7 protein-coding genes are annotated in these 14,551 nt (G+C 35.5%); all 7 read left to right on the top strand.

From position 1 onward, the window contains the following. The first annotated feature begins 152 nt into the window (after window positions 1–152). The 7 genes from ACO05S_RS14585 to ACO05S_RS14615 all read left to right on the top strand — a co-directional run bounded on the left by ACO05S_RS14585 (window position 153) and on the right by ACO05S_RS14615 (window position 14,485). Window positions 153–1,592: a glycoside hydrolase family 125 protein gene (locus tag ACO05S_RS14585; RefSeq protein ID WP_421918741.1), complete on the top strand. Its 1,440-nt coding sequence runs from the start codon at window positions 153–155 to the stop codon at window positions 1,590–1,592. A gap of 478 nt (window positions 1,593–2,070) precedes the next feature. After that, a complete protein-coding gene (locus ACO05S_RS14590; protein WP_421918742.1) occupies window positions 2,071–2,895 on the top strand; it encodes a helix-turn-helix domain-containing protein in 825 nt (274 codons plus the stop codon). A gap of 211 nt (window positions 2,896–3,106) precedes the next feature. Beyond that, window positions 3,107–4,177 carry an NAD-dependent epimerase/dehydratase family protein gene (locus ACO05S_RS14595; protein WP_421918743.1) on the top strand — a complete coding sequence of 357 codons (1,071 nt, stop codon included), beginning with the start codon at window positions 3,107–3,109 and terminating at the stop codon, window positions 4,175–4,177. Window positions 4,178–4,417: 240 nt separating this feature from the next. Beyond that, the gene (locus tag ACO05S_RS14600) at window positions 4,418–5,497 is read left to right on the top strand and encodes a phosphatidylinositol-specific phospholipase C1-like protein (protein WP_421918744.1); all 1,080 of its coding nucleotides are present in this window, start codon (window positions 4,418–4,420) and stop codon (window positions 5,495–5,497) included. Beyond that, the gene (locus ACO05S_RS14605; protein ID WP_421918745.1) at window positions 5,490–8,444 is read left to right on the top strand and encodes a glycosyl hydrolase 115 family protein; all 2,955 of its coding nucleotides are present in this window, start codon (window positions 5,490–5,492) and stop codon (window positions 8,442–8,444) included. The genes ACO05S_RS14600 and ACO05S_RS14605 overlap by 8 nt, the downstream gene beginning before the upstream one ends. Before the next feature lie 12 nt (window positions 8,445–8,456). After that, on the top strand, window positions 8,457–10,295 hold the full coding sequence (locus ACO05S_RS14610; protein ID WP_421918746.1) for a metallophosphoesterase: 1,839 nt from the start codon (window positions 8,457–8,459) through the stop codon (window positions 10,293–10,295). Between the two features lie 203 nt (window positions 10,296–10,498). After that, the gene (locus ACO05S_RS14615; protein ID WP_421918747.1) at window positions 10,499–14,485 is read left to right on the top strand and encodes a hybrid sensor histidine kinase/response regulator transcription factor; all 3,987 of its coding nucleotides are present in this window, start codon (window positions 10,499–10,501) and stop codon (window positions 14,483–14,485) included. Window positions 14,486–14,551 lie beyond the last annotated feature (66 nt).

A 14,551-nucleotide genomic window follows, 5' to 3' on the forward strand; every position in this document is an offset into this window, starting at 1 on the left:
AAAATGTACAGAGCGATGAGAGTGAGAGTATTTATGCAAATACTGGTATAATTAGCCGAAAGCCTTAAACAGAGGGCAGTGCACCTTAACAATGAGGTGCCGGCAAACTCCCATTAAATTTTGTAGATGAGAGAAATATAAAATAACCAAATATGACAACAAGAAGAGATTTTTTAAAGAAAAGTGCATTGGCAACAGCCGGAGTATCTTTATTAGGAACAAGTGCAGCTTGGTCTGCTGCCAAAAATATCGATTTTAAATCGTGCAGACCTGCATTGACAGATCGCACATTTACAAGCGAAGCAGTAGAGAGAATCATTACAAAAGTGAAGAAGGGGATTAAAAACCCGGAACTGTCATGGATGTTCGAAAACTGTTTCCCAAATACTTTGGATACTACTGTTGATTTTGAATACATCGATGGCAAGCCCGATGCATATATCATCACAGGTGACATTGATGCCATGTGGTTGCGCGATTCGACAGCACAAATCTGGCCGTATTTGCCATTAATTAAAGAAGATAAAAAACTGGCAGATCTTTTTAAAGGATTAATCAACCGTCAGACAAAATGTATTCTGCTTGATCCTTATGCAAATGCCTTTTACAAGGATTTTAATAAGGAAACGCATTGGAAAAAAGACAAACCAACACCTAAACCGGGTGTTCACGAACGCAAATGGGAAATAGATTCATTGTGTTATGCAGTGCGTTTGGCGTATGGGTACTGGAAAGAAGCCGGCGATGCATCGATTTTCGATAAGGAGTGGGAAAAGGCAGCACGCTTGGTTGTTAAGACATTAAGAACCGAGCAACGTAAAAATGGAAAAACACCATATTATTTTGAGAGGGTAAGAAGAAACCGCACGGTTACAGCTCCTTTTAAAGGGAAAGGACGACCTATTAAACCAGTAGGCTTGATTTGTTCGGCTTTTCGTCCATCGGATGACGGCTGTATGTATCCTTTCCTAATTCCATCTAATTTATTTGCGGTTGAATCATTGGCTCAGTTAAGCGAGATCTTCACAGAGGTTTTAAAAGACAAAGATTTTTCTAACGAGTGTTCTACATTCTCAAAAGAAGTATTTGATGCAATTCATAAATATGCTGTGACAGATCATTTGGATTATGGCAAAATATATGCGTACGAGGTTGATGGATTTGGAAACAAGGTATTTGTTGATGATCCGAATATCCCATCGCTTATTGCCATGAAATACCTTATTAAAGAAGAATATTATCAGACTGATGTGTATATGAATACACGTAAATATTTATTGAGTTCTGATAACCCATACTATTTTAAAGGAAAAGCAGGCGAAGGTCAAGGAGGCCCGCATGCAGGAATGGATACCATTTGGCCAATGGGTATTATCCTAAGAGCCAAAACCAGCGAAGATGATAAAGAAATAGTGTGGTGTATCAAACAATTAATGAACACGCACAACGACATGGGCTTTATGCACGAAACCTTCCATAAGGATGATGCATCAAAATTCTCACGTTCGTGGTTTGCTTGGGCAAATACTTTGTTTGGCGAGTTGATTATTAAGCTTTATCAAGAAAAGCCAAAACTATTAAAGTCGATTTAATATTGAGCAATAAGATCATTTCGAATCCTTACTCCTTTGGGGTAAGGATTTTTTAGTTTTATCCCAATGTTTGGATCAGCTTGTTATTTTTATTAGAACGAAATAGGTCTTATTTTCTGTTTATAATAACGTGAGTTCGACGTAAAATTTGTTCACAGTTTGATCTGATTTTGAGTAGAAATTTTCTCAAATTTTCGAAGGAATATCGGGATATTTCAAGAAGATTTGAGGAAATTTATGCCGAAAGCAGGCAAACACATAATGGAAAGTTCTTTACGACATCTTCACATTAAAAATTCCTCAAAATAGCCCGCTATTCTTTCCAAATTTTTAATGCAAATCTATCGCAAATATAACTTTCCGTGGATAGAATTTTACGTCGAACTCACGTTATAATACTTTTATCAACCAGATGGAATGGACAAATAAAGCTTGGTGTATTTTATATCTTTGCTTTAACAAACGAATAGTGTAAAGTATGGAAAACTTGGATATTAAAAGAATAGAATGTGAGGGATTCGAAATTGCTGCCATAGTTGATGCCAAAGGGTACGCCGAGCATCCTATTTATTATCCTGCAAATTTCCTGATCTATGTTGATCAAGGTACACTTAGCCTTGATATCGATGGGAAGATTTATAAGATTCATGAAAACGAATTTTGCCTGGTACGAAAATATACATACGGCAAATTCTTTAAAACATGGGAGGAAAATCAGAATGGATTTAGTGAGCAAGTATTCATTTTAAGAGATGAGTTTATAAAAGATGTAATAAAAAATTTTAAGGTGCCGGATCGTATTATGCCGAGCACTGCACCTTTGATAAAACTACCTGCTGTTCCTTTGCTAAAAGGATTAATGAAATCGGTAGAAGAATATGTTACTGGTCAGGTTCAAATCGATAGAGCATTAATGCGTTTAAAAACCATGGAAGCTTTGTATGCCTTAACAAAGGACAAACCGGAATTAATTCATGTGTTTAATCAATTCTCAGAGTCTGCAAGGGCGGACCTAGTGCAATTCATAGAGCACAATTATACTCATAACTTATCCTTAAATCAGTTAGCCGAAATGTCGGGACGAAGCCTTTCTACTTTTAATCGTGAGTTTAGAAAAGAGTTTAATGCTTCGCCTCACAAATGGATTAAACAGAAAAGGTTAGAGTTAGCAAAGAAATTAATGCTCCAAACAGGTAGAAAAGCTTCAGATGTTTATTTGCAAGTCGGATTTGAAGATTTGGCACACTTTAGTAAATCATTCAAGCAACACTTTGGGCAAAATCCGTCTGAAATAATAGGCTGATTTCGACTAAAAATATGCTTACAATGTAATGGTTTTGCTAAGTGACAAATGAATTTCTATTGAGATCATCCGGCAAGCAATCAGATTAAACGGATTCTTTATTGCAATGACATATTTTGACAAGTGATTAGAAATTTACAAACAAGTAGTATGCTGGTTTTATACCTAATTTTGAATTCCGGATTTGAAAGTAATAACAATAAATATTTAAATGATGCTTACAATTGATAAAACAAAGCCAGTAATGGTAACAGGAGCAACAGGATATGTTGCAGGTTGGTTGGTAAAAAAATTATTGGATGAAGGGTTAACCGTTCATGCAGCCGTACGGGATCCTAAGAACAAAGAAAAACTGAAATTCTTGAATGAGTTGGCAGCCAAGTCGAAAGGCGAAATCAAATACTTTAAAAGTGATTTGTTAACAGAGGGTTCGTACTCAGAAGCTATGCAAGGCTGCGAATTGGTATTTCATACAGCATCTCCTTTTACTACGGATGTTAAAGATCCTCAAAAAGAATTGATTGATCCTGCTAAATTGGGAACAAGAAACGTGCTGGAAGAGGCAAATAGAACTGAATCGGTAAAGCGCATTGTATTAACCAGTAGTTGCGCAGCCATTTATGGTGATAACATCGACTTAAAGAAAACTGCAAATGGAGTTTTTACTGAGGCCGATTGGAACACAAGTTCATCATTAGAGCATGGAGCCTATTCTTATTCCAAGACAGTAGCGGAAAAAGAAGCATGGGAGATCAATAAAAATCAATCCCGCTGGGATTTGGTGGTGATTAATCCTAGCTTGGTAATGGGACCGGCAGTAAATCCTCATGCAGTTACTTCTGAGAGTTTTAATCTGGTGAAACAGTTTGGCGACGGAAGCTTAAAAGGGGGTGTTCCAAAAATGGGTTGGGGAATTGTTGATGTAAGAGACTTGGCCGTGGCTCACTATAATGCAGGCTTTACTCCAGAGGCAAAAGGTCGTCATATTACTTCAGGGCACAATACCTGGTATTTGGATTTGGCCAAAACCCTTGAGCCTAAGTATGGGGCAAACTACCCAATACCGAAAAAAGAGTTGCCAAAATTTATGATTTGGTTAATGGGACCTATGATTAATAAAGCAATTACCCGAAAATTTGTTTCCCGAAATATGGGATATCCATGGATTGGAGATAACTCAAAAAGTATCAACGAGCTTGGAGTAACCTATCGACCAATATCCGAAAGTATGAATGATATGTTTCAGCAATTGATAGACGCCGGAATATTAGGGCAGAAATAAAGGAATGATTAAGATAACATTTAGTGCATATTAAATATTGCCGAAACTTGTGAAAACCTTCTATTATTATTAGAAGGTTTTTTTTCTTAATGTCTGTAAAATAGGCCTTTATAAGGCTTTTTATGTTTTGATTGATTTGTCCATGTATTTGAATAATTTATTCGCTCTAATTTGGCTTTGTTGTTCTAATTTCACAAATTGAGATCGAACGATACAATTTGAATTCATAAAATGTAAAGAATGAAACATATACTAATTGTAATTTCACTGATTATATCTGCATCTTTGGTTTCCTGCAAAAAAGAAGGTATTCGCTTAAACGAAGTTCAAGTGATAGGGAGTCATAATTCCTATAAAATTGCGATAGAAAAGCCACTATGGGAATACTTGTATCAGCACAATCCCAATATGGCCACTTCTCTGCAATACGGTCATATTTCTATTAAAGAACAGCTGGATTTGGGCTTAAGAAATTTGGAGTTAGATGTATTTCACGATCCTAAGGGAGGACATTTTTTGAATCCAAAAGGATTAGAGATTCTTGATAGCTTGAATCTAAAACAACAAGAATTTGATCCGCAGGGGAAATTGAAAGTACCTGGTTTAAAAATGTTCCACATTCAGGACATTGATTTTAGAAGTCATCACCTGCTTTTTAGAGATGGTTTAAAAGAAATAAAAAACTGGTCGGATAACAACCCTGATCACACCCCCGTTATTGTTTTAATGAATACCAAAGACAAAGCAATTGATTCCTTAAAAACACCTTTGCCTTTTAACAAAGATGCCTTCGACAATCTTGATTTAGAAATCAGGTCGGTGTTTAAAGAAAACAAATTGATAACACCAGATTTGGTAAGAGGAAAGTACGAAAGCCTGGAAGAAGCCATATTAAACAAGGCTTGGCCCAAGCTTAATGATGTAAAAGGGAGATTCTTGTTTGTTCTTGATGAAAAAGCAGAAAAAATTGCTTTGTATTTAAAAGGACATCCCAATTTACACGGGCGCATTTTGTTCGTAAATAGTCCTGAAGGGAGTCCTGAAGCTGCATTCAGAATTATAAACAACCCTATTAAAGATTTGGATTATATCAAAGAATTGGTAGCAAAAGGCTATATGGTTCGAACAAGAGCTGATGCCGGAACCAAAGAAGCAAGGAAGAATGACTACACAAAATTCGAGAAGGCCTTGGAGTCGGGAGCCCAAGTAATCTCGACAGATTATTATATACCTACTAATCTATTTGAGTCTGATTTTAAGATTATTTTCAAAAATAATCGCTACGAAAGAGTAAAACAATTACACCATAATAATGAATAAGATCAATTCTGTTTTTTTTAGCCTTTTGGCTATTTTGATTGCCTCCACTGTATATGCAAAACCAGATCGTTTTCCTATTGTTACAGAAGGAAAATCTGCAAGCATTTTAATAGATAAAAGAGATGCAAAAGTTGTTGAAATAGCAGCTAATATTTTGTCGGAAGATGTTTTTAAGATTACAGGACAAAAACTAATTTTTGGGAATAAATCTGCTTATACAATAATTGCAGGAACCATAGGGAATAGCAAATCAATAGATCAATTGATTTCTTCGAAGAAAATAGATGTTTCTTCAATCCAAAACAAATGGGAATCATATTCAATTCAAGTCATTGATCATCCTTTTAAGGGAGTTAATAAAGCCTTGGTTATTGCAGGATCAGATCGCAGAGCTACAGCTTACGGACTGCTTGATATTTCAAGAATGATAGGGGTGTCGCCCTGGGAATGGTGGGCTGATGTAACACCAAATAAAACTGAAGAAATTATACTTGACATTGACAATATGGTTCATACCTCGCCATCGGTAAAATTTCGAGGGATCTTCTTAAATGATGAGGATTGGGGATTGCAAGTATGGGCTGCCTTAAACTATGAACCGGAAACAGGGGATATTGGCCCAAAAACTTATGCCAAAGTGTTTGAGTTATTGTTACGTTTGCGTGCAAATACAATTTGGCCTGCCATGCATTCTTGCACTAAGCCATTTTACTATTATCCTGAAAATAAACAGGTGGCCGATGACTATGCCATTGTGGTTGGGACCTCACATTGCGAACCTATGCTTTGTAACGTTAATGCAGAATGGGATAGTAAAACTATGGGTGAATGGCGCTACGATAACAATTCTGAAACCATTAAAAACTTGTTCAATCTAAGAACAAAAGAAACATCAAAATTCGAGAATATTTATACGGTTGGAATGCGTGGAGAGCACGATTCACCTATGATTGTTGGAGAGGATGATACCGACTCTCAGGTGAAATTGCTTGAAAAGGTGGTAGAGGATCAGCGTGAAATTCTGAGAAACAGAACAGGGAAAAAGGAAAATGAGTTGCCTCAGATATTTATTCCTTACAAAGAAGTATTAAAATACTATCAGGCAGGTATGAAATTGCCCGATGATATTAGCTTGGTTTGGACAGATGATAATTACGGATACATCCGTCAGTTGAGCGATCCGCAGGAACAAACGAGATCAGGAGGAGCAGGTGTATACTATCATACTTCTTACTGGGGACGACCTCACGATTATTTATGGCTGAATTCAACAAATCCGGTTTTGATGTGGGAAGAGATGAAAAAGGCCTATGAATTTCAGGCTCGGAATGTTTGGATTTTAAACTGTGGAGATATCAAGCCGCATGAATACAATATTGAATTGTTTCTGGATATGGCTTGGGATATGAGATCTTTCGATAAGAGTGAAGGCGTAAAAATGCATATGAGCAAATGGGCGGCAAGGGAATTTGGAAAAGAGAATGCCCAAAGGATAACTGATATGATGTATGAGAATTATCGATTGGCTTTCCAGCGTCGCCCCGAATTTATGGCATGGAGCCAGGTCGAGCCCGTAAGCAAAGCAGGAGAAATTGAATTAACACAGATTCATTATGGCGATGAAGTGGGAAAAAGAATAAGCGACTATCAGCATTTAATGAATGAAGTCGAGAGGATTTCCGAAAGCATTCCTGAAAATAGAAGGGATGCTTACTACGAACTAATTACATACCCTATTGTTGGAGCTGCAAGCTTGAATCACAAATGGCTTTATGCATATAAAAATCAATTTGCTGCGAAACAAAGTAGAAGTAGTGCCGAATTTTTCGGAAAGAAATCAATTGACGCATTTGAGAGAATCCAAAAAGAAACAAATTATTTTAATCATGAATTACAAAATGGCAAGTGGAAACATATTATGAGCATGTCTCCACGTTATCTTCCGGTTTTTTCGAAACCTACAGTTGCTACTTCACTAAAGGGAGAAAAAGCAGAATTAGGTTTGGCCTTGGAGAGTTACGAAATGGAAGTAAACTTTGATGCTATAAATTCTTACGCTGATGTTTTGCCAGTTTTTAATGCATACACAAATAGTAAATATTTTGTTGATGTATTTTTGAAAGGAAAAGGCAAAATTAAATGGGAAGCTAAGCCTCAAACGGATTGGATTAAACTTTCAACAAATAAAGGCTTACTTGATAACTCAAATCAGGAAGAAAGAATTTGGGTGAGTATTGATTGGGATAAAGTTCCGGTTGGTGAAAATAAAAAAGAAGCACCTTTAGGACACGACTACCAATTAATACCTCCAAGTTATAAAGTAAATTCTGCTATCGAATTTGTAAGTGCCGACACAACGATTTCGATTGGAGTGTCGGTGTTTAATCCCAAATTGAAAGAGTTGGAAGATTACAAAGGTTTTGTTGAAGATAAAGGATTTGTATCCATAAATGCTGAAAACTATTCTTCTAAAAAGGAAGGTAAGAAAGGCAATTGGGAAGTATACAAAGGAATTGGTTATAGTGGAAGTGTAATTGCCACAAAAGCTGCAACAGAAGAATCGAAACCGGATGAGGGATCAATCTTGGAAAATAATCCAGTGCTTGAATATGATTTTTACACTTTTAATTTTGGTGAAGCTGAGGTATTTGTTCAGGCAGTTCCAACACATGCGGTTCACAAGGGAACAGGTGTAAGGTGCGCAATTGCCATTGATGATGATAAACCAGTAATAGTAGACTTCCAAACAATAGGCAGAAGTGAGCAATGGAAGCAAAATGTTTTGCGAAATGCAAGTGTAAAATCTGCCAAGCAAATCGTAGACAAAGCCGGGAAACATACATTAAAAGTATGGATGGTTGACCCGGGAGTAATGATTGATCAGATTTTAATTGACTTGGGAGGTTGGAAAAAATCCTATGCTTTCCCTAATGAAACAAATCTTTAAGTGTTGTAAAGAATGAAAAACTTGTGGTATTATATTTTGGTCATGCTTGTTGTGGCTGGACTTTATTCTTGTCAAGATATTAAGCAGTCACATTATAAAGCTGTAAAAGTTGCTTTTATGGCTGATGTGCATCTTCAGAACATATACGGAGAGCTTAGTGATAGCGATTACAAAGGAGTGAAGAACCCTGAGAATGGTAAGTATGTTTTTGCACGAACAATGCAATCTCAGTTAAATTCAACCCGAATTTTCAACGAAAATTATTTTGCATTCCTGGCAGCATTGGAAGATGCGGTAAAGAAAGGAATAAAATATGTTGTGCTACCAGGTGATTTTAGTGATGATGGACAGCCAATAAATGTTAAAGGGCTGAAAGAGATCTTGCAAAAGTATGAGAGACAGTATGGCTTAAGGTTTTTGTTAACCACCGGGAATCACGATCCGGTTCGCCCCTTTTTAATGGATGCAGGTAAAAAGGATTTTCTGGGAGAAGGAGGAAAATCACAGCCTATAATGAGTAAAGAAGGAATGTATAAAGCCAAGTCGGAAGACGAATTGAACCCGGTTATTACTAAGGATATCGCTAAAATGGGTTACAAGGGGATTCTAAATCTTTTAAAAGATTATGGATTGATGCCTGATCCAAATGATATATACTGGGAAACTCCATTTTCTGAATATTCCTATAAAAACTATAATTATACAGAAGCACGAAAAGCAGCTCAATTCGAAAATCGTCAATACATTATTCCCCCTTTGCAAACTAAAATTCCTGATGTAAGTTATTTGGTAGAACCAGAAGAAGGAGTTTGGTTCTTAGCCATTGATGCCAATGTATATGTCCCAAGAGCAGAAGCAGAGAAAGATTCGGATAATCCGAAAAACTATAATAGTGCAAGCATAGGATATAATAAACTGCTAAGTCATAAAAATCATATCATTGATTGGGTAAAATCGGTTACAGAAAGAGCTGAAAAACTAGGAAAAACATTGGTAGTTTTTAGCCATTATCCGCTGATTGATTTTAATGATGATGCATCGGAGCATATTAAAGAACTTATGGGAGATGGTAAAATGCAGTTGCATCGGGTTCCCAAAGAAAGTGTGGCAAAGGTTTTTGCTGAAGCAGGCGTTAAAGTACATTTTGGGGGGCATTTGCATATCAACGACACATCGCATAGAAATTTTAAAAATGGGGCTAGCATTACCAATATACAAATCCCATCATTGGCGGCTTACATCCCTGCCTATAAAATAGCCGATTTTAGTAAAGATATGGTGGAGGTTGAAACGATAATAATTGATTCTGTTCCTAACTTTAAAGAGCTTTTTCCTCTTTACGAATTAGAGCATGAATATCTTGAATCGATTCAATCGCCTACGATTTGGAACAAAAATGTTTTATCATCACAAACATATCATGAGTTTACCAATTGGCATTTAAAAGAATTGGTTCGATTGCGTTTCTTGGAAAAGGATTGGCCAAAGGAAATAAAGGAGTTTCTTTTGAATGCTACTGGAAGAGAATTGTCGGAGTTTTCGGGACTTGAAATAAAGGATACAGAGCAAAGTGAATTGGAATCTTGGACAGGCTTGGATATGATATTCGATTTTTATCGTTTACGAAGTGCTGATAAGCTGGCTATAAAAGATATTGGAATTGAAAGGGTAGAAATGTATCAAAAAATTATTGAAAAGATTTTGAATCGCTCCTTTCAATCAGAACAGAATAATAGCTTGAAGGATGATTTGAAAGAGTTTGCTTATATTTTTAATCACTTTTTAAATGGAGATCCTGCAAATCACTTTGTAATTGACTTAAAACAAGGTACTATTAGAGAGCTTAAATAATGCTTGTTTGATTTCAATTTTTAAAAGCATTTGTTGAATTATATTTTTTAAGAACTTAAACCGCAGGGAGAAACCCCTGCGGTTTTGTCTTTTCTTTTAACGAACGATTAATAAGGAATTAAAGACAAAGGGACAAAAGAAGGAGACTTATTTCATGGTAATACTGGTATTACTTATCTTGCGAACAATTACAACGAATTGATATGCTTAGAGGATTATACATATTGATGGGCTTGCTTATGGCCACTCATGCTGTTTGTGAAGAGATAAGGTTCGAACATTATAGCGATAAGAAAGAATTATCACACAATTCTGTCAGAACGATTTTGCAAGACGAAAAAGGATTTCTTTGGTTGGGAACATTTGGAGGAGTAAATCGATTTGATGGATATAGTTTTAAAGTGTATGCTAGCAAGCCAAACAATCCCGGATACCTTCAGGATGATGATATCACCCAAATGGTAATGGATAAAAATGATAACATTTGGATCGGGACAAGCAATGGACTTTCTAAATATCACTTGCCAACCTGTAGGTTTATCACCTATCATGCTTACGAAGGAAGAAACTCAATATGTGGGAATAAGATCAGGGCTTTGTATATCGATTCAAAAGAGAGACTCTGGATTGGCACCAAGTATAATGGCTTGTGTTATCTCGATTTAAAAAGTAATCGTTTTCATCATATTGGTTTAAATGTAGAATATGTCCGATCGATTAGAGAAACTCAGGATGGTAAAATTTGGGTTGGAAGTTTGGACCAAGGAATCTATAGTTTTTCAATAAATACGGAAGGGAATGTAGAAAATTTAGAAAGTTTTGATTGTAAAATGCCTTTGAATGAGAATTCGAATGTTTATTTTATATACGAAGATCATAAGTTTGATATATTCGCAGGTACAAAATCGGGTTTATTTAAATTCAATAAGGTAGAGAAGAAATTTAAACCCATACTTCAAAATGGCTCTCCGGATTTTTATAGATGCATTAGCAGAGGACCTAAGGGAGATTATTGGATAGGAACCTCATACGGATTAATTCGATGCAACCTGTTGGAAGATATTTCTATAAACGAATACAAAAGATATGCAACCGATTTATCGAACAGATTTTCCTTAACCAATAACTATATTTTGTCCTTGTATTTCGATAGAGAAGGAGTTTTGTGGATAGGAACCGAAAACGGACTTGAAAAATATGATCCTTATAAAAATCAGTTTAAGGAAAGAAGGGTTGAAAGTGATGATACAAGAGGAGTGCCTGTAATAAGTAGCATTGCCAATACTTACGACGGAAACTTGTTGGTGGGAACTCACGCTCATGGTGTAGAAATCGTAAAACCAGATAGGGAAAAGATTGTAATCAAAGGAAATGAAAGAATATCATCAATATATACAGATGATGGGAAGATTTTTTATTGTGGAATGTGGAATGGTAAGCTTTTAAAATATGATTATATCAATTCAAAATCTCAAATTCTGGATATTGGTTTTCAGAATGTACCCATATTTTCGTTTTTGAAAAAATCAAATACTACTTTACTAATAGGTTCTAATGGCGATGGGATCGTATCTTTCGACCTTAAGTCCAATACTGCAAAAAAAATATATTCTGATATCTTCGATGAGAAGGATATTAATAAAATGGTGCTAAACCATTCCGACTTGGTTTGGGTTGCAACCGAAAATGGAATAATAAAATTTAATCCAAACTCGGGTTTAATAAAAAAATACGATTCCTTCGAGAATGACACTATTGGCTTGTCAAATGGAAAGATTAAAGATATTGTAATTGATAAAAGAGGGAGAATTTGGGCTGCAACGCGTCATGGTTTAAATTATTACGATCCTTTATCAGATAAATTTATAGTGGCAAAAAATCCCGTAGAACTAAAAAAAATATGGGTAACCGATATTGCCATCGATTCTCTTGATCAGATATGGTTGAATATGAACTACGATCAGATTGGCAGATACAATACTTACAATAATAGTTTTAGTGTATTTACAATTAACAATGGTGTTCGTTCGAATATTTCAAATAAAAGGGGATTTTTAATGGGTAAGGATGGACGAATCTACTTGGGTGGCGAAAAATCTTTAATAGATTTTGCTCCAACCAGTATAGTTGAAAATATATCAGATGCCATTCCAATAATTAGTGACTTTAGAGTTCAGAATAAAGATGTATTACCAGGTGATACCATTAATGGTCAGATAATTCTGAAGGAAGATCTCAATTTTACAAATTTTGTTCGATTAAATTATGAGAATAGAAACTTTTCACTAACTCTTTCTGTTCCATCATTTGTTGATGAGTTACAAAACAAACTGCAATACAAATTAGAAGGCTTTGATAAGAATTGGATCAATATAGTGGGTAATGCAGCTAATGTTCAATACACCAATCTGTATCCGGATGAGTATACTTTTAAAATTAGAGTAGGTAAGCCTAATGGAAAGTGGAATGAACCCCTTACATATCAGATCAAAATAGATCCCCCATTGTGGTTAAGTTTTAGGGTAATTGTTTTATACGTGGTCTTGATAGGATTAATTTCATATCTAATCAGACGACAATTGAAGATTAGAGCCCGGATGAAGCAGGAGTTGTTATTGGAGAAAGTAAAACGAGAGCGAGACGAGAAATTGAATAACGAAAAACTAAGATTTTTCACCAACATATCGCATGAGTTAAGAACTCCTATTTCATTGATTTTAGGACCTACAAAACAATTAATTGAAGAAGGGGGCGGAACCGATTATCAAAAAGGTAGAATGAATTTAATTCTTCAAAACTCTAACAGACTGCTTCATTTGGTAAATCAATTGTTGGATTTTAGAAAAGCACAATCCGGCGAACTTCAATTAAAGGTTTCAAAAACAGATATTCTATTGTATACAAGTAACACCTTTAACTCGTTTAAAAGCTATGCCAAAGACAAAAAAATTAGTTTTAATCTGATTTGCGAAGAAGAAAGTATAAACGGATGGATTGATCGTGATAAATATGATAAGATACTTTACAATTTACTCTCAAATGCTATAAAATTTACGAACAAACATGGTAATGTGGACGTATTTGTAGGACTAAAAAAACTGACTCCGAAAAGATTGGTAATTGAAGTAAGCGATGATGGTATTGGTATTCCAATAGAAAGTCAGAAGAAGATTTTCTCAAGGTTTTATCAGGCCGAAAATAGTAAGGAAGACAATACTGGTTCGGGTATCGGATTATCTCTTGTAAAATCGTTGGTGAAACTTCATAAAGCAGAAATCGAGGTTCAAAGTGCTCCTGATAAAGGGAGTGTATTCGCTTTGGAAATTCCAATTGAAAGGGATTATTATAAGGATTCGGAAGTGTTTGATTATGAATCGAAGCCTAAAGAATCAATTCCCCTTACTACACTTGAATCGAAAAAAACAATTCAATCAACCCATTTAAAAGAGAAAATTTTGCTGGTAGAAGACAATGTAGAATTGAGAAAATTTGCAGTCGAGTATTTGTCGGACTATTTTAAGGTTTACGAGGCAGAGAATGGTGAAGAAGGATTGAAAATTTGTAGACAGGTTAAACCATTACTTTGTGTTTCCGACGTGATGATGCCTGTAATGGATGGATTTCAGTTTTGCGAAGAGCTGAAACAAGATGAAAGTATCAGTCATATCCCTGTGATCCTTTTAACTGCACTATCCGATAATGAAAATAAGATTAAAGGATACAAAACAGGAGCCGATGGATATCTGGTAAAACCATTTGATCCATCCCTACTAAAAACCAGAATTGATAATATCATTAAAGCCAGATCAGAATTGAAACAAAAGTTCTCGCTTGATGAAGAAAGTGATGTGAATGCATTAACACATTCTCCTATCGACGAGGAATTCATGAATAAAATAGGCTCTTTTATCGGGGAAAAGCTGTCTGAACCCGATCTAACTGCTAGTATGATTTGTACTGAATTGGGCATGAGCTCCTCTAAATTGTATCGTAAAATTAAAGAACTTACCGATTTGGCACCTAACGAGTTTATCAGAACAATTCGCTTAAAAAAATCGGCACAATTATTAAAAGAGAAACGCTATAATGTTTCTGAAGTGGCTAGTATGGTAGGATTTAACGATCCACTTTACTTTAGCAGAGTATTCAAAAAACAGTTTGGTTATCCACCTAGCAGGTTGATTAAATAGGAGTCAAGGCTTATTAATCGAACTCATTATTATAATTTCTTTATTTTAGGAGTCAAAAATCAAATT

This window comes from Marinifilum sp., assembly GCF_965230805.1.
Lineage (GTDB): Bacteria > Bacteroidota > Bacteroidia > Bacteroidales > Marinifilaceae > Marinifilum.

What these genes read in the sequence shown, in the direction of transcription:
- ACO05S_RS14585 (WP_421918741.1), top strand. Translation starts at nt 153, where the DNA reads ATGACAACAAGAAGAGATTTTTTAAAGAAAAGTGCATTGGCAACAGCC.
- ACO05S_RS14590 (WP_421918742.1), top strand. Translation starts at nt 2,071, where the DNA reads ATGGAAAACTTGGATATTAAAAGAATAGAATGTGAGGGATTCGAAATT.
- ACO05S_RS14595 (WP_421918743.1), top strand. Translation starts at nt 3,107, where the DNA reads ATGATGCTTACAATTGATAAAACAAAGCCAGTAATGGTAACAGGAGCA.
- ACO05S_RS14600 (WP_421918744.1), top strand. Translation starts at nt 4,418, where the DNA reads ATGAAACATATACTAATTGTAATTTCACTGATTATATCTGCATCTTTG.
- ACO05S_RS14605 (WP_421918745.1), top strand. Translation starts at nt 5,490, where the DNA reads ATGAATAAGATCAATTCTGTTTTTTTTAGCCTTTTGGCTATTTTGATT.
- ACO05S_RS14610 (WP_421918746.1), top strand. Translation starts at nt 8,457, where the DNA reads ATGAAAAACTTGTGGTATTATATTTTGGTCATGCTTGTTGTGGCTGGA.
- ACO05S_RS14615 (WP_421918747.1), top strand. Translation starts at nt 10,499, where the DNA reads ATGCTTAGAGGATTATACATATTGATGGGCTTGCTTATGGCCACTCAT.